Raw genomic sequence first — 15,505 nt, 5'->3', positions numbered from 1 at the left:
TGTCGAAGGGCAGGCTCAAGATAATATGTAGAAGGGCTACGCCAAATCTGTTTGTTAAACCCTTCGACTGCTGCGCGCTCAGGGGGAACGGATTTTATTTAACTACCGTTCGCCTCGTCGGTACTGAGCTTGTCGACCCTTCGACTTGATCCCGTTCGTCCTGAGCCTGTCGAAGGGCGCGCTCAGAGTGATCGGATTTTATTTAACTACCGTTCGTCTCGTCGGTCCTGAGCTAGTCGAAGGGAGCCTGTCGAAGGGCGCGCTCAGCATGTCCAATAAATCCGCTGTTGCAGATCGACCATCACCGGCCCATCGCTGCAGCCACCGACCTCTGTTGCCGATTTGTCCTGCGCCGAATTAACAATAATCCATTGGCCGGATCGTGGGTGCCAATATAGCTCGCCTTCGTCAATTAACCCCAGCGGGAATACCCCGGCGCGGTCGTTATTGGTCAGATAAATTTTCCCCTGCTTTATTTCCGTATCCAAAAGAATGCCGGGCATGTGCGGATGCTCGGCGTAGCGTTGTTGAAATACATAGAAACCGTCGGCCAGTGGCTGTGCAGGAGTTGTTGAGGTTTTTTGTGAGGGAAGAGCCGAGGATATTGTAACGGGAGCTGCGTGAGCTGTAGCCGTCGTTAAAATTCCCAGTAAAAGCAGCAAGCGGATGCAATTCATCATCAGTCCTTTGAAGTGTTTTCGGCAGACGTTTATTTTTCTTTATAACGCGGCAATACCAGATTCCAGCGGATGGCGCTGAGGCGTAACAGAAAAATAAAAACCCCGGCAACAAGTGCGGCAGCACCAATATTAATGTCGTTGTGTACCATCAGAATATACAGCAGCGAGCCACTCCACGCCGCCGTTGCATACCACTGGCCCTGAAAAACCAGCGGGTCCTGATTCAGCAGAATATCGCGCAGAATACCGCCAGCGACGCCGGTAATCACGCCCATAAAAGACGCTACCAATAAATCAGCACCAACACCCAGTGCCGCCTGAGTACCGGCAACAGTGTACAAACCTAATGCCGCGGCATCGGGGATGACAAACCAGCGACCGGATAATTTAATCCAGCGTGCCAGAAAGAACGTTGCCAGAGCACCAAACCAGGTAAAAATAAGGTAACTGGAATCCGCGACCCAGAATACCGTGCGGTCGAGCAGGGTATCGCGCAGGGTGCCACCACCAAGGGCGGCACAAAACGCGATAATCATAATGCCGAACAGATCAAACTGCTTGCTGCGTGCATCCAGCACACCGGCGGATGCCGATAAAATCGACGCAAACATGGTTGACCAGTACATCACTTCGGCGGTGCTCAGAACCATGATGATTGCCCGGCGTTAAGTAATATTAAGCAGCGCTTACAGCGCCGCATAACGATTTTGCAGATAGGCAAATACCGCGCGCATGCCCATTGCTTCACCACCCAACGGACGACCCGGCAATTTACGGCGGTTCCAGGCCATGACGTCAAAATGCACCCACGGCGTGTTATCAACAAAATGCTCCAGATACAGCGCCGCCGTAATGGCCCCGCCAAAAGGCCCCGGCACCGAGTTCACCAGATCGGCAATCTCGCTTTTTAACGAATCGCTGTAGGCTTTATGTAAGGGTAAATTCCACACCGGATCGGTAATACGTTGACCGACCTGCATTAAATCCGAGGCCAGTTGCATCTGATTGGTGAAAAAGCCCGGTAATTCGGTGCCCAGTGCCACGCGGCAAGCGCCGGTCAGAGTGGCAAAATCAATAACCAGCTCGGGTTTTTCACTCACCGCTTCGGTTAAGGCATCGCACAACACCAGACGGCCTTCGGCATCGGTGTTATCAATTTCAACGGTTGAACCTTTGCGTGTATTAAGTACATCACCCGGGCGGAAGCTGTCGGCGCTGACGGCATTTTCGACCGCCGGAATCAGCACGCGTAAACGCACCGGCAGTTTCTGCGCCATGATCAGATACGCCAGACCTACCACATGCGCTGCGCCGCCCATATCTTTTTTCATGGTGCGCATAGCATCGGCGGGTTTTAAATCCAGACCACCGCTGTCAAAGCACACGCCTTTACCGACCAGAGTAACCAGCGGATGTTTTTCATCGCCCCAGCGTAAATCCAGCAGACGCGGAGCATGGGCACTGGCGCGCCCGACGGCATGAATCATTGGATAATTTTCGCTCAGCAGCTCATCACCCACCACCTGCGAAAACTGCGCGCCAAATTCTTTCGCCAGAGTTTCCAGAGCGGCCGCCAGATGCTGCGGCATCATATCGGCGGCCGGAGTATTCACCAGGTCGCGTACATGACGGGTCGCCGTGACCAGCTGCCGGGCATAAGCCAGTGCGCCGCTGTCGGCCAGTAATAAACGCGCCTGCGGCTTGCCCGGTTTTACATAACGCTCAAAACGATAAGCACCAGCCCCCCAGGCAAAGGCAATGCTGATTAACTGATCGGTGTCGCAGATATTGTCGATAATGTAATCCGCGGCAGGCAGCTGATTAGCCAGCTCACCACAGGCAAACATATCGTCGAGACTGTCGCAGACAAACAACGCCCCCTGCAAAGAACCATCTGCCGCCGGTAACAGCTGTACGCCCTTGCCACTGTATGCACAGGCCTCCAGCCAGGCTTTAACACCATCAGCCTGCTGTCCGAGCCAGCGCGGAAAATCACTGCTTTCAAGAATGGTAAGAGGGATACCTTGCTGGCCAGCGGCTAAAACATCAGACATGGAAACTCCGGACTACTGAAAATAATGTTCACAGTATAGGTAATTCCCACAAATTACAGAATGGCAGCGAAGACCGACCTTGGTTTATGCGCACCAGGTTCCGTTTTACATAAAAAGCATTCGACAAACCTGCCGTCGCAGGAAGCTTACCAACCCGTTACCCCTTCGACTTTGATCCCGTTGGTCTCGTCGGTCTCGTCGGTCTCGTCGGTCTCGTCGGTCCTGAGCCTGTCGAAGGAAGCTTGTCGAAGGAAGCTTATCACTCCGTTCGTCCTGAGCAGCGAGGGACGAGCGTGTCGAAGGACTCGTCGGTTCTAAGCTTATCGAAGGAAGCTCATAGAAGGAAACTTACCCTTCGACTGCTTCGCGCTCAGGGTGAACGGATAGGGTGAACGGATTTTATTTGAACACCGTTCGTCTCGTCGGTTTCGTCGGTTCTGAGCTTATCGAAGGAAGCTCATAGAAGGAAACTTACCCTTCGACTGCTTCGCGCTCAGGGTGAACGGATAGGGTGAACGGATAGGGTGAACGGATAGGGTGAACGGATAGGGTGAACGGATAGGGTGAACGGATAGGGTGAACGTATTTTATTTAACTACCGTTCGTCCTGAGCAGCGAGGGACGAGCGTGTCGAAGGAAGCTCGTCGAAGGAAGCAGCGAGCCTTTCGACAAGCTCAAGAGAGCGTGTCAAAGGAAGCTCGTTGAAGAAAGCCTTCCCTCGACATTATTCCGTTCGCCCTGAGCGCGAAGCAGTCGAAGGGCCAAGGCAGCAAGACGCAACGCTCAGCATCGTTTAGAATGCCGCACTGTTTTGTTAAGGTATTCCCGATGATTAACGAACTGATTCCGGAGTTGATTGGCGGCACGCTGATTGGGCTGGCGGCAAGTCTTTTGTGGCTCGGCATTGGCCGCATAAGCGGAATGACCGGCGTACTCTCCAGCCTGTTTCTGTGGCGCGAACAACAACGCCACTGGGCATTCTGGTTTCTCGCTGGTCTGGTATTGGCCTATCCGTTGTATAAGCTGCTGGGTTACAGCGCGCCGCTGCAACTGACCAGCAACAACACCTTATTGATGGCCGCCGGCCTGCTGGTGGGTTTTGGCACCTACATCGGTAATGGCTGCACCAGTGGCCATGGCGTTTGTGGAATAGGGCGTTTATCACTGCGCTCGGCCATCGCTACCGTAACCTTTATGGTTGCCGGTATTGCCACCGTTGCCGTTATGAACCTGAGCGGAGGTGTTCTGTGAGTGCTCGTATTCTGAGCCCGCTGGTGGCTCTGGCCAGTGGTCTGATCTTTGGTTTAGGTCTGTTAATCTCCGGCATGAACGACCCGGCTAAAGTGCGGGCTTTTCTTGATGTCTTTGCCGCCTGGGACCCATCATTAATCGCCGTCATGGGATCGGCAATACCGGTGTTTGCGGTTTTCTTTTACTTCGGCAAGCGAGGTAAAGCACCGCTTTGTGCAACGACGTTCCACGAACCACAACTGACGCGTATCGACCGGCGTCTGCTGACGGGTGCCGTAATGTTCGGAATTGGCTGGGGACTGGTTGGACTTTGTCCGGGACCGGCACTGGTTAATCTGCTCGCCTTTGAACCCGGCGTACTTATTTTTGTGCTGGCGTTGTTAGCAGGTAACCGTATTGCGCACTGGATCGTCGGGCCTGCCAAATAACGCGGCATGGCAGCCGTTCGTCTCGTCGGTCACGTCGGTCCTGAGCTAGTCGAAGGAAGCCTGTCGACCCTTCGACTGCTTCGCGCTCAGGGTGATCGGGTTTTATTTAACTACTGTTCGTCTCGTCGGTCTTGAGTTAGTCGAAGGAAACTTACCCTTCGACTTGATCCCGCTCGTCCTGAGCCTGTCGAAGGGCGCGCTCAGCACGAACGGTAGTTATATCGTTCCTGTAGAAATTTAAACCCGCTCGTCTCGTCTGTCCTGAGCTGGCCGAAGGAAGCAGCGAGGAACGAGCGTGTCGAAGGAAGCACCGAGCCTTTCGACATGCTCAAGAGACCGTGTCCAAGGAAGTCAGTCTAAGAAAGCCGCGAGCCATCAATCCAGCCCAAAAAATCCCCCAACCTGCTCAATTAATAACCCGCCAGAACCGCTAAAATAAGAATCCATAACGACCTCCCGAAAGGATTCAACATGGCATTCTGGGTTTACATACTGCGCTGCAACGATGCCAGTTATTACACCGGCCACACCGACGACATACATAAGCGATTATACGAACACACCGCCGGTACACACCCCAATTGCTACACGTTCAAACGCCGTCCGGTTGAAATGGTCTTTATGCAAGAATTTCCATCAAGAGAAGAAGCGCTAAGATCAGAACAACAAATCAAAGGCTGGAGCAGAAAAAAGAAAGAAGCCATGATCCGGCATGACTGGAATGAAGTAAGACGATTGGCAAAACCAAAAAAACCGGATTGAAACTCAGAGCGCGCTCAGGGGGGCGGATTTTATTTAAGCACCGTTCGTCTCGTCGGTCTTGAGTTAGTAGAAGGAAGCTTATCACTCCGTTCGTCCTGAGCCGCGAGGGACGAGCGTGTCGAAGGGCTCGTCGGTTGAACGTTCATACTTCGACTGCTGCGCGCTCAGCATGAATGGTAGTTATATCGTTCCGTAGAGATTTAAACCCGTTCGTCTCGTCGGTCTTGAGTTAGTAGAAGGAAGCTTATCACTCCGTTCGTCCTGAGCAGCGAGGTACGAGCCTGTCGAAGGGCTCGTCGGTTGAACGTTCATACTTCGACTGCTTCGCGCTCAGCACGAACGGTAGTTAGATCGTTCCTTTATAGATTTAAACCCGCTCGTCTCGTCGGTCCTGAGCTAGTCGACCCTTCGACTGCTTCGCGCTCAGGGTGATCGGGTTTATATAATCTGCTCAGGGTGAACGGGTTTTATTTAACCACCGCTCGTCTCGTCGGTCTTGAGTTAGTAGAAGGAAGCTTATGACTCCGCTCGTTAAACCCTTCGACTTGATCCCGTTCGTCCTGAGCAGCGAGGTACGAGCCTGTCGAAGGGCTCGTCGGTTGAACGTTCATACTTCGACTGCTTCGCGCTCAGCACGAACGGTAGTTATATCGTTCCTGTAGAGATTTAAACCCGTTCGTCTCGTCGGTCCTGAGCTAGTCGAAGGAAACTTACCCTTCGACTTGATCCCGTTCGTCCTGAGCAGCGAGGGACGAGCGTGTCGAAGGGCTCGTCGGTTCTAAGCTCATCGAAGGAAACTTACCCTTCGACTGCTTCGCGCTCAGCACGAACGGTAGTTATATCGTTCCTGTAGAGATTTAAACCCGTTCGTCTCGTCGGTCTTGAGTTAGTCGAAGGAAACTTACCCTTCGACTTGATCCCGTTCGTCCTGAGCCTGTCGAAGGGCGCGCTCAGCACTAACAGTGGTTTTATTCAAACCCGTTCAAATCTGCTTAATTATAAAATCATTGCCAAGGTAAGCCCCCGGCTCAATATAAAACCGGTTACCCAGTAAAAGCTCGCCATCGCTGATGCTGTGTCCATGTATTAAATAATCAATCCCTTTAACCACATGATTCGCGCGGGCCTCAAAATGGCGGCGTGACCACAAACTCTTCTGCACCAGCTCCGGCGTAAAATACTCCAGCTCATCCCAGTGCGCATGAGGATAATCGGCATGAATAATTCCATAACGCTTACCATCATGGCCAACCACCTCAATCGCCAATGGCAAAGCTTCAAGCTGCTCAAACCAATGCGCCCAGCGGCTGCGGTCGGCGCGTGTAATCCAATCGCCACCATGCTGCAGCCAAAGCATTTTGTCGCGGCTGTTTCCATATTTAAGGCCGCTCAGCATCAGATATTCATGGTTGCCCAGTACCGCAAAAAACCAGGGCTCATCCAATAAATCCAACGCCTGTTCCGATTCCGGCCCACGGTCAATTAAATCGCCAACACAAATAACCCGGTCGTGCAGCGGGTTAAAATTCAACCCCTCCAACTGGCTCATCAACTGCGACACATGGCCATGCATATCACCAATAACAAAATCGCGGCCCAGCGTATTTTTATCCAGCTTTAACAGGCTCGCCTTAATATTCATAACGCCCCCATTTTACCCGCCGAAGGTGATTTATAACTGCGCAACTGCGGCGTCGCCGCTGCCTTATGCGGAGCCCAGCGCGCAATAACTGCCAGCGCCAACACCAGCATAAACATAAAAGCATTGGCCGGAATCTGCAGATTAAAATCGACCAGAGAATGAATACTCAGCGCAACAATCCCCATGCATGCCGAAAACCCCAACCCCTTATAAAGATCAGAACGGCGCTGACGCATCGCCATAATCGCCCAAAACAAACAGCAACCCACCACCGCCGCCAGCGCGGCAAACGCCACTGCACCAAACTCCGCCAGGAACTGCGCGTAATCATTATGCGCATTGTTATAAAGCTTGGGCGAGGTAACATCCGCCCCCTTAAATGCCGGATAGGTATAAATAAACGTACCAGCACCCGTACCCGTCACCGGGTGTCCACGCCACATCGCCAAGGTATCGCGCGTTACCTCATCACGGCTTTCGGTTTGCGAAGATGTAGCCTGCAACCGCTCAGCCACTTTATCCACACCAAAAAACGTACCTACAATCGCAATATCAATAACCAATAAGCTCGACAGTAAAATCGTCGTTGAGCGTGTTTTATTACGCATTAACAACAACGCCAGCCCACCGGCGACCATCAGGCTGGCAAAGAAGGCCGTATTCCCCATACGTGAACGGGTAAGTACCAGCGCAATCACCATAACCGCCAATAACAAACGCAAAATAACCTTATCGCTCAGCAGCATCGTAATCAGCTGGCGCAAGCGTTGGCGCAACGACCCTGAATAATGCGCAGACTGAGCCAACAACACACCAATCCCCAACGCCAGCGCCATCTCCAGGTAACCCGCCAAATGGTTACGGTTAACAAAGGTTCCAGTTGCCGTACCCAGATACGCCGTCTTCTCAATAAAAAAGCCAAACTCCCAGCCGGTTAACACCATCAGCGCACCAAACAACGCCTGAAACGCCGCCGCCAACACAACCACCCACACCGCACGCATCACCCGTTCACGGCTATGCAGCACCAGCAGCGTCAGCGCAAAAAATGCCGTTAGCCCCAGGCCCTTCAGTAAGCTCATATAAGAATCAAAAGGTGAAAGCGAAAACACCAGCCACTGCAGCGCCACCCAGCCCTGCACCGCCAGCAGCACAGCAACTAATGGCAAACCACGGCGAAACGACTCCGGCAATGGCAATCGTTCCAGCTGGTTAACCTGCTGCAACAACACCACATGGCGCAGCTCCGCAAACAATAAAATAAGTGCCGCCGCCGCAAACCACGGCCACGCCCAATCAGCCACGCCACCAAAAGGCAGAGGAAGAATAAATAACAACAACTGATAACACAGCCAGCGATTTGTCTTCATTGCTTAATCCATAAAGGCCAGAGGAAAAACAAAACAGCACAACAGGGCCCTCGAACGAAGCGCTGCAAAATGATTCAAAAAAGCCCCGTACCGCCCATAAAAAAAGCCCGGCGAACCGGGCTATAACACACTCAACAACAACGCATCAGATTGGGCTGATATCATCAGGAGTGGTTGGATTAAATGGCGCTGGGGTCTCAGGCACAGGTGGAGCAGGCAGTACAGGAGCTTGCTGCGGAGTTTCGTTACCCGCCGCGGTTGCAGGCTGGTTAGTAATAAAGCTAGTTACAGCGTTGTCAACAGCTGCAACATCCATACCCAGATTACCAGCTGCCTGCTGAACAGCAGCACCTGCATCCGCAACAGAAACACCTGCTTTAGTCGCTGCAGACATTACCGATGCAACATCAGCACCAGATGCCAAAGCAGCCTGAGTGATGCTTTCAACAGCAACACCAGCGGCCAGCATATCGGCAAAGATCTGCTCATCACAGTTACCGCCACACTCAGCAGAAGCGGCCTGATAAGCTTCCTGCACGCTCTTGCCACTGCTCAGGTCTGCTGCAATGTCAGCGAACGCAGGCAGGCTGGCTGCCAGCAGGATCCCTGTAAAAATCTTACGCATCATAGTCATATCCCTATTAGGTCAATAAAAGAAATTCGGCGCCATTCTATCGGCGAGAACACATGATGCCAACACATGGTTACGGAAATATGCCAAACCGTAAAAAATTGACCCATTTGACGAATTACAAGATCAGTCAAAAGTATGATGTTGGTGATTTGTTGCACACAAGATGCAGGGGCGATAACAGCCCAGAGGAAAAGTCAGCCGAAGTCAGGCAGCGCAGCCGCAAAAACAGGCAAAGACAAAGCCGCAGCAAGAGTGGTGAAGAACCGACAAAAATGCCACAAAACTGGCGCGTTATGACAGAAGAACGATTTTGAAGTAACCGGTAGGCCAAAGATGAGATTTTGGCAAGAACACGGGTTTCAATACCCCGCCGTTTTTAGTATCTTTGCGCCGAAATTGATAACCAGCGCACAAAAAACAGGCAGCGTAATAAGCCGGTTGACTGAGAAGTGTCACCGAATTGTCACCGTACTGTTGTGTGATGCCGGTTTTACCAGCGCGTGGTTAATGGCGTCTGCTGTTGTTACACAACATTAAGAGAGTTCAGGGATGAAAATTCTGGTCACAGGAGCTGCCGGTTTTATCGGTATGCACACCAGTCTGCGCTTACTCAAGCAAGGACATGAAGTTGTCGGCCTCGACAACCTTAATGCCTATTACGATGTGCGCCTTAAAGACTATCGCCTGCAACAACTTCAGCCCTTTGCCAATTTTCGTTTTGTAAAAATGGACCTTGCCGACCGTGAAAGCATCGAAGCGTTGTTTCGTTATGACTGGCTCGATTTTGTGATTTATCTAAAATCATTCTATATGGCGAGACACTTATTCTGGATTATTGATAGTTCGCGTACTAATTTTTCTGAAGCTCTTTTAGTTGTATCTATATGCAGGATAAGAGTTAAGAAGCAATTTTTTAAATTCTTATATCGTTGATTTCTTTTGGGTTTTACCTTTTTGGGATATTAAAATGGAAAGGATTGTATTGTTTAATTGCTATTCATCATCAAACTCAGGAGATGGACTACTAGTAGACTTGGCTTTGGAATACATTCGTAAGAAACATGGTCATGATGCGAAAATATCCATCGTTGCGAGTGATGTTGATAGCTTTGAATATACTGCTTGCGATGTTATTCCTAATGAGTACTTCAAAAACCCAAGTCTATGGATGGCAATCGTAATTATATTTAAAATTTTGGTTTCAATTATATTTGGTACGTATAAATCCTCATTATATTCAAGATTCTCATCATACGACTTTGCATATTCGGTTGGTGGCGGGTATCTTCGATTTGGAAGTGTCGTAGAAGGAATTAAAACATCGATAATTCATCTATCTCAGTTAGCTTGGATCAAATCAAATTTTACTAACGAACACATTATGTTGGCCCAGAGTATTGGCCCATTTAGATTTTTACCAGCATTCGGGGTAAAGTTTTTTATAAAGAAAGCAAAATATATAGTTTTGCGAGACGATAGAAGTTTTAATCAATTAAGTATGGCAAATGCTGTTAGGTCAGAAGATATGGCTGTTGCTAAATTAAAAGAAAACATAAAGTGCCTTCCCTCTAATTCTAATAGCACCTCTTCTAGCGATCATTGTATTGTAGTTTTGAGAGATTTTAGGCGTGGTGTTGAAGAGACTAGATCCATACTAGCCTCTATATTTGATTCTGTTAAGTGTTTTGATAATATTCATTATGCTGTGCAAAGTAAGGTTAATGGTAATGATGATCAGGTTTTTTATGAAAATTATGGAATAAATTCAGATGGCAGTCTTAAAGATTTGCTGGAGATATATCCTGATGCAGTTGTTTTATCCGTAAGGTTGCATGGAGCGCTTGAGGCAATGATATGCGGTCATAAATCCTATCACTTAAGTTATGAGCGTAAAGGATTCGGTGCGTTTGAAGATTTGGGGTTAGGTATGTTTGTAGGCAATCTGTATGATATTGATCCAATTGAGTTAGGAGGTTTGTTAAGTTCCCTTAAAGCTATGCCTGTTAATGAATATTTTTCGAATGTGAAATAAGAAATATGGTTTCGTATTCCTATATTGCAGCTTTGCGCGCACTTTTTTTTGTGTTTTGGTTTTTGTTGTACTTTTCTTTGGCAATATATGGAGGTGAGTTTCTACCAGAAAAGTACTTTTGGGATTCTCAGCTGATAATGGACATGGTTGCTGGCTACGAATCATATGAGATGGACGAAGGTTCGTATTATTATACGGTAAAGATATTTGATTTTTTTGGCGTACATCTAACGTATTTTCTAAATTTTATTTTAGGCATTCTTTTTATATTCTTTGTTGCTAGTTTTGTGTCTTCATTGTCTAGTTTTATGCTTATATCATATCTTATATTTCCACATGTGGTGTTAGGTTTAGCCAGACCCCAAAAAGAGACGATTGTAACCTTTCTGACGCTGATTGTTATGTATTTTATCTCTATTTTTTGGTCGCGAAAAAAAATACTATGGGTGTTGATTATTGTTTTGTATCTTACCTATGGAATTGTTAGAGAATATTATTTTCTCATAATACTGATTTTTTTGTTGAGCTATAATGTTTCATCCTTTGACAAGAAAAGAATCTTGATTTTCTGTGCTGTTGGATTTCTATTTGTTATGGCTGCTCCTTCTGAGATATACCAAATGGTGCAGGGAACTCGTGATGTATTTAATGCACTAAGACCATCCGGAGGAGTAGGGCATGAAACCATTTATTTTAATCCTTTTCCCCCGGTAAATGCTTTTAATTTTATAATGAATTACTTATCGGCAATTAAGTTTTTTAATTTTCCGATTCTAAGTTATTTATCAGTAAATTCACTGTATTTACAACTTTATGTGTGCATAGTTTTATACTTGCTTCGCTATGGATTGTTTTCCGGAGGGAGTGAGCGGTTTTTGGTTTTCTTGTTTTTTTCTCATATGCTTGTTCTGCTCTTGTTTGAGCCTGATGCTGGTAGCTATATGCGCCACTTATCATCTGTTGCTATTTATATTCTTCCTGTTATTGATAGGCTGAGAAATGATCGCGCTCGCTAATATTTTTGGCTTTTTATTCCAGTTTTTGGTGCTTGCTGTAATTGCTCATAGTAAAGGTATTATTTTTTTAGGTGAGTATTCATTGGTTCTAAGTATGATATCTCCCTTTTGCATAGTATTTAGCTTGGGTCTTAAGAATAGATACTTTTCCGGAGGTCTCGATTTTACGGAAATTAAGCCTATTGTCGGTATGCGTAATGTTTTTTTTATGGTTGTGATTTTTCTTGCTTTGCTGTCAATAATTTATGGGGGTTATGCATGTGCGATTGCTTTGCTAGTGAAAGCTTTTGAAATATATGTCGATTCACTAATTGTTTTTAAGACTGGATTCTTTAATGTGATTTTTACCCCAATTCTTTGTGCTTGCGTACTTGTTCTGGGGGTATTTAATCCTGTCTGTTTATATGTTTTCATTCCGGTCTTGGTTGTTTTGTATTTCTGGAGAAATCTATCCTTTTCTTTTAGTGGTTTGGTTGTTATTGATGGTTTTAAATATTCGAACATATTATTTTATCAAAATCTAGCCGTCATGGTTCAACGTATGATGTTCGCCTCTTTCTTTGGGTATAGTGTCTTGGCAATCGTAACGGTTTTGTCATACTTTTTTGTGATAACCACGCTGGTTACTCAGTCGATATACTATCAATTTGTCGGGCGGGGGTTATCATTTGTATTGAGAATTATAATTGCACTTTGGGTTCTTTTAATTTTGCCATATTTTTCTTTGGCGGATTATTTTACTTCCACTTTATTTTTAGTCTCTGTAGGTGTTGAAACTTTATTAGTTGTCTATGTTGGAGTTTTGATTGTAAGTCTTGATGTTTATTATTATTACGCAAGAGTTCAGTCCGGTAGCTATAGTTATTTTTATTTGGCGTTAATTTCTCTGGCAGCTCTGCTTCTATTTTCTATTGTTAATCCGGGCCATGAGTTCGAAGTAATGGTTAATATCGTGTTAATGTACTTAGTAAGGCTTGCTTTAAACTTATTCATGTATAAAAAGGTGATTCGATGAAATTATTAGTTTTTTCTGAGGCCGCTGCTGGTGGTGTGCTTTCAGTTGTATCAGATCAGCTTCGAGTTCTGTCAGATTTGGTCCCTGATCTAGAGGTTGATTTTGTTTATTGTGATCGTTCTGAAACCCCATCTAATATCGCTCAATTATTACCACCATGTTGCACTGTGCATAATTTGGGTGTTGTTAGGGAGGATTCATTTTATTTAATTAAAATGTACCGTAAATTAAAAGCCAATTTTATAGGTGAATCATATGATGCAATACACCTTCATTCGTCTATTTCTGGGTTTGTAGGGAAAGCATCATATTTCAAGTTTAGGCGGAAGGTTTTTTATACACCCCATTGTTATGCTTTTCTTGCTAAGGATAGAGGCAGTTTTTCTCGATTTTCATACTTAATTGTTGAGGCTTTTTTAGGCAGGATTGGTACAGTCATAGCTTGCGGCGATAGTGAATATATGTATGCTGGATTATTGATGAGCCGAAGGAAGTTGGTAAGAAATGGAGTAGATTTTAAGGATTCTAGTCCTAATTCCAAGGTTGTTGATATCGTTTCGGTCGGGCGTATTTGTGAGCAAAAGGGTTTTGATAGTTTTAATAGATTGATGGATTTAATTTGTCATAGATATAAGTGTGTCTGGGTTGGAGGGCCGACAGTTTTTGAAAAAGAAAGGGCATACGAGATAACCGGTTGGATATCGAGAAATGAAGTCAATGACATTCTGTCTAAAAGCAGAGTTTACGTATCCACTGCCGAGTGGGAAGGTCTGCCTGTTGCACCTATCGAAGCGCAAGCGATGGGTATTCCTGTCGTGGCTTTAGATCGTCCCGGCATTAGAGATGTGGTTGTTCACGGAGTTACAGGATACCTATGTAAAAATGTTGAAGAAATGGCTTTATTCTTAGATAATTTACTAAAAGACGATGATCTTTATAAGAGATTGTCAAAACACGCGATTAGCACTGCGCTCGACAGGTTTTCATTGGATAATTATAAAAATCTTGTTGATATCTATCGGAAGGCTGAATAAGAACGCCAAGTTTTTCTCCAAGCTAATAACTATAGTCAGATTGTTATTGTATGCAGCGCACGATTGCCGTGCGTTATATGCATGTATTTTACTTAGATTCTACGAATACCCCTCCGGATTATTCTTCTGCCAATACCAGCTGTCCTTAACCATATCGTTTAAGTTCAGGCTGGCTTGCCAACCCAGTAAACGCTCTGCTTTGTTGGCTGAGGCATAATACGATGCCACATCGCCAGGGCGGCGGGGTGCAATTTCGTAGGGTATGTCTGTTTGGTTGCAGTGGCTGAATGCATGGACCATTTCGAGTACGGATACGCCTTTGCCTGTTCCCAGATTAATGGCGTGCACGCCGGTCAGTTCGGATGAAATAAGCTTTTCAACCGCTTTTACATGCCCTTTGGCTAAATCGACAACATGGATGTAGTCGCGTACTCCGGTTCCGTCAGGGGTGTTGTAATCGTTACCGAATATCGACAGTTTTTCCCGGCGTCCTACGGCGACCTGGGTAATAAACGGCATCAGGTTGTTTGGGATTCCGCTCGGATCTTCCCCTATTAAGCCGGATGCGTGAGCGCCAACCGGGTTGAAATATCTTAATAAGGCAACAGACCAAGGCTTAGTTTCGGTGTCACTTTTGTTGCGTGCTATACGGTCTGCTTCTGGCAGGTCGCTCAGCATTTGCTCAACCAGCAGTTTTGATCTGCCGTAAGGGTTTTCGGGTCTGGTTGGCATGTCTTCTGTTAGTGGTACTACGTCAGGGTCGCCATAAACGGTCGCCGATGAGCTGAATACCAGGTTTTTTACCTGTGCGCGATCCATTGCTTCACATAGCGCGATGGTGGAATACAGGTTGTTGTTGTAGTAGCGCATAGGGAATTCACAGGATTCGCCAACGGCTTTAAAGCCAGCAAAGTGAATAACGGCTTGTATTGGATATTGTTGGAATACCTTATCGAGCAGGGCGCAGTCTCTGACATCGCCGGTTACCAGCTCTGGTGTCTTACCGCTTATTTTGTTGATTCTTTCAAGCACAACGGGGTTTGCATTGGAGAAATTGTCGATAATGACAACGTCATGCCCTGCATTTAACAGTTCAACACAGGTATGTGAGCCAATATAGCCGGCTCCGCCGGTGACAAGAATCATAGGTCTTCCTTGTGAATTTTTCGGGATTTTAACATTAGTGGCTGTGGTTTTTGAAAGTTAATCTTGGGGATTTTGATTTAAATATTTATTGCGGTTTTTGGTAAAGGCTTATCCGTTCGTTAAACCCTTCGACAAGCTCCCTTCGACAAGCTCAGGGCCGACGAGGCGAACGGATTGACAAGCTTTTTCGGCGAGGTGAACGGATTTAAATGTGGCTCTTCTATTAGCCTCCTTCGACTAGCTCCCTTCGACTAGCTCCCTTCGACAAGCTCAGGGCCGACGAGGCTGACGAGGCGAACGGATAAAGGCTTATCCGTTCGTTAAACCCTTCGACTGCTTCGCGCTCAGGGCGAACGGATAGGTGAGCGGAGTATATAAATACCGTTCGCACTGAGCTTGTCGAAGGGCGCGCTTCCTTCGACTAGCTCAGGACCGACGAGA

Annotated in this window: 16 protein-coding genes; 9 read left to right on the top strand and 7 right to left on the bottom strand. The window is 47.0% G+C overall.

The window, feature by feature from the left end; translation table 11 throughout:
• Positions 1 to 263: 263 nt before the first annotated feature.
• Genes NYR02_RS13900 through NYR02_RS13890 form a run of 3 tightly spaced genes read right to left on the bottom strand, consistent with a single transcriptional unit; the run spans position 264 to position 2,734 of the window.
• Positions 264 to 662 carry a hypothetical protein gene (locus NYR02_RS13900; RefSeq protein ID WP_260976953.1) on the bottom strand — a complete coding sequence of 133 codons (399 nt, stop codon included), beginning with the start codon at positions 660 to 662 and terminating at the stop codon, positions 264 to 266.
• A 47-nt stretch (positions 663 to 709) separates the two neighbouring features.
• Positions 710 to 1,330, bottom strand: coding sequence for a trimeric intracellular cation channel family protein (locus NYR02_RS13895; protein ID WP_260976952.1), 621 nt, complete (start codon positions 1,328 to 1,330; stop codon positions 710 to 712).
• A 36-nt stretch (positions 1,331 to 1,366) separates the two neighbouring features.
• Positions 1,367 to 2,734: a leucyl aminopeptidase family protein gene (locus NYR02_RS13890; RefSeq protein WP_260976951.1), complete on the bottom strand. Its 1,368-nt coding sequence runs from the start codon at positions 2,732 to 2,734 to the stop codon at positions 1,367 to 1,369.
• An 828-nt stretch (positions 2,735 to 3,562) separates the two neighbouring features.
• Here NYR02_RS13890 and NYR02_RS13885 point away from each other — a divergent pair.
• The 3 genes from NYR02_RS13885 to NYR02_RS13875 all read left to right on the top strand — a co-directional run bounded on the left by NYR02_RS13885 (position 3,563) and on the right by NYR02_RS13875 (position 5,175).
• The gene (locus NYR02_RS13885; RefSeq protein WP_260976950.1) at positions 3,563 to 3,985 is read left to right on the top strand and encodes a YeeE/YedE family protein; all 423 of its coding nucleotides are present in this window, start codon (positions 3,563 to 3,565) and stop codon (positions 3,983 to 3,985) included.
• Complete coding sequence (locus NYR02_RS13880; RefSeq protein ID WP_260976949.1) at positions 3,982 to 4,413, top strand: YeeE/YedE family protein; 432 nt, start codon at positions 3,982 to 3,984, stop codon at positions 4,411 to 4,413. Before NYR02_RS13885 ends, NYR02_RS13880 begins: the two co-directional genes overlap by 4 nt.
• A 471-nt stretch (positions 4,414 to 4,884) precedes the next feature.
• The gene (locus NYR02_RS13875) at positions 4,885 to 5,175 is read left to right on the top strand and encodes a GIY-YIG nuclease family protein (protein WP_260976948.1); all 291 of its coding nucleotides are present in this window, start codon (positions 4,885 to 4,887) and stop codon (positions 5,173 to 5,175) included.
• 982 nt (positions 5,176 to 6,157) lie between these two features.
• Here NYR02_RS13875 and NYR02_RS13870 read toward each other — a convergent pair.
• The 3 genes from NYR02_RS13870 to NYR02_RS13860 all read right to left on the bottom strand — a co-directional run bounded on the left by NYR02_RS13870 (position 6,158) and on the right by NYR02_RS13860 (position 8,815).
• Positions 6,158 to 6,817: a metallophosphoesterase gene (locus NYR02_RS13870; protein ID WP_260976947.1), complete on the bottom strand. Its 660-nt coding sequence runs from the start codon at positions 6,815 to 6,817 to the stop codon at positions 6,158 to 6,160.
• Positions 6,814 to 8,187 carry an O-antigen ligase family protein gene (locus tag NYR02_RS13865; protein WP_260976946.1) on the bottom strand — a complete coding sequence of 458 codons (1,374 nt, stop codon included), beginning with the start codon at positions 8,185 to 8,187 and terminating at the stop codon, positions 6,814 to 6,816. Before NYR02_RS13865 ends, NYR02_RS13870 begins: the two co-directional genes overlap by 4 nt.
• A gap of 145 nt (positions 8,188 to 8,332) precedes the next feature.
• Positions 8,333 to 8,815 (bottom strand): hypothetical protein, encoded by a 483-nt coding sequence (locus NYR02_RS13860; protein WP_260976945.1) that lies wholly within the window; start codon positions 8,813 to 8,815, stop codon positions 8,333 to 8,335.
• A gap of 59 nt (positions 8,816 to 8,874) precedes the next feature.
• Between NYR02_RS13860 and NYR02_RS13855 the strand changes: the two genes are divergently transcribed.
• The 6 genes from NYR02_RS13855 to NYR02_RS13830 all read left to right on the top strand — a co-directional run bounded on the left by NYR02_RS13855 (position 8,875) and on the right by NYR02_RS13830 (position 13,918).
• Positions 8,875 to 9,135 (top strand): hypothetical protein, encoded by a 261-nt coding sequence (locus NYR02_RS13855; RefSeq protein ID WP_260976944.1) that lies wholly within the window; start codon positions 8,875 to 8,877, stop codon positions 9,133 to 9,135.
• 235 nt (positions 9,136 to 9,370) lie between these two features.
• Positions 9,371 to 9,754: an NAD-dependent epimerase/dehydratase family protein gene (locus tag NYR02_RS13850; RefSeq protein WP_260976943.1), complete on the top strand. Its 384-nt coding sequence runs from the start codon at positions 9,371 to 9,373 to the stop codon at positions 9,752 to 9,754.
• Positions 9,755 to 9,788: 34 nt separating this feature from the next.
• The gene (locus NYR02_RS13845; protein ID WP_260976942.1) at positions 9,789 to 10,853 is read left to right on the top strand and encodes a polysaccharide pyruvyl transferase family protein; all 1,065 of its coding nucleotides are present in this window, start codon (positions 9,789 to 9,791) and stop codon (positions 10,851 to 10,853) included.
• 5 nt (positions 10,854 to 10,858) lie between these two features.
• The gene (locus tag NYR02_RS13840; RefSeq protein ID WP_260976941.1) at positions 10,859 to 11,869 is read left to right on the top strand and encodes a hypothetical protein; all 1,011 of its coding nucleotides are present in this window, start codon (positions 10,859 to 10,861) and stop codon (positions 11,867 to 11,869) included.
• Complete coding sequence (locus NYR02_RS13835) at positions 11,853 to 12,884, top strand: hypothetical protein (protein ID WP_260976940.1); 1,032 nt, start codon at positions 11,853 to 11,855, stop codon at positions 12,882 to 12,884. Before NYR02_RS13840 ends, NYR02_RS13835 begins: the two co-directional genes overlap by 17 nt.
• Entirely contained in the window at positions 12,881 to 13,918 is a 1,038-nt protein-coding gene (locus NYR02_RS13830; RefSeq protein WP_260976939.1) for a glycosyltransferase, read from the top strand. The genes NYR02_RS13835 and NYR02_RS13830 overlap by 4 nt, the downstream gene beginning before the upstream one ends.
• 99 nt (positions 13,919 to 14,017) lie before the next feature.
• On the opposite strand, the gene galE is transcribed toward NYR02_RS13830, so the two are convergent.
• Complete coding sequence (gene galE / locus NYR02_RS13825; protein ID WP_260976938.1) at positions 14,018 to 15,064, bottom strand: UDP-glucose 4-epimerase GalE; 1,047 nt, start codon at positions 15,062 to 15,064, stop codon at positions 14,018 to 14,020.
• Positions 15,065 to 15,505: the final 441 nt, after the last annotated feature.

This window comes from Thalassolituus pacificus (assembly GCF_025318105.1).
In the GTDB taxonomy this organism is placed as follows: domain Bacteria; phylum Pseudomonadota; class Gammaproteobacteria; order Pseudomonadales; family Oceanobacteraceae; genus Venatoribacter; species Venatoribacter pacificus.
Note: the sequence above shows the minus strand (reverse complement) of the source record. Positions and strands in the feature narration are given on the sequence as shown.

Coding starts and splice junctions, on each gene's coding strand:
- NYR02_RS13860 (WP_260976945.1), bottom strand. CDS start 8,815: ATGATGCGTAAGATTTTTACAGGGATCCTGCTGGCAGCCAGCCTGCCT.
- NYR02_RS13850 (WP_260976943.1), top strand. CDS start 9,371: ATGAAAATTCTGGTCACAGGAGCTGCCGGTTTTATCGGTATGCACACC.
- NYR02_RS13870 (WP_260976947.1), bottom strand. CDS start 6,817: ATGAATATTAAGGCGAGCCTGTTAAAGCTGGATAAAAATACGCTGGGC.
- NYR02_RS13840 (WP_260976941.1), top strand. CDS start 10,859: ATGGTTTCGTATTCCTATATTGCAGCTTTGCGCGCACTTTTTTTTGTG.
- NYR02_RS13830 (WP_260976939.1), top strand. CDS start 12,881: ATGAAATTATTAGTTTTTTCTGAGGCCGCTGCTGGTGGTGTGCTTTCA.
- NYR02_RS13885 (WP_260976950.1), top strand. CDS start 3,563: ATGATTAACGAACTGATTCCGGAGTTGATTGGCGGCACGCTGATTGGG.
- NYR02_RS13865 (WP_260976946.1), bottom strand. CDS start 8,187: ATGAAGACAAATCGCTGGCTGTGTTATCAGTTGTTGTTATTTATTCTT.
- NYR02_RS13845 (WP_260976942.1), top strand. CDS start 9,789: ATGGAAAGGATTGTATTGTTTAATTGCTATTCATCATCAAACTCAGGA.
- NYR02_RS13890 (WP_260976951.1), bottom strand. CDS start 2,734: ATGTCTGATGTTTTAGCCGCTGGCCAGCAAGGTATCCCTCTTACCATT.
- galE (WP_260976938.1), bottom strand. CDS start 15,064: ATGATTCTTGTCACCGGCGGAGCCGGCTATATTGGCTCACATACCTGT.
- NYR02_RS13895 (WP_260976952.1), bottom strand. CDS start 1,330: ATGGTTCTGAGCACCGCCGAAGTGATGTACTGGTCAACCATGTTTGCG.
- NYR02_RS13835 (WP_260976940.1), top strand. CDS start 11,853: ATGATCGCGCTCGCTAATATTTTTGGCTTTTTATTCCAGTTTTTGGTG.
- NYR02_RS13875 (WP_260976948.1), top strand. CDS start 4,885: ATGGCATTCTGGGTTTACATACTGCGCTGCAACGATGCCAGTTATTAC.
- NYR02_RS13855 (WP_260976944.1), top strand. CDS start 8,875: ATGATGCCAACACATGGTTACGGAAATATGCCAAACCGTAAAAAATTG.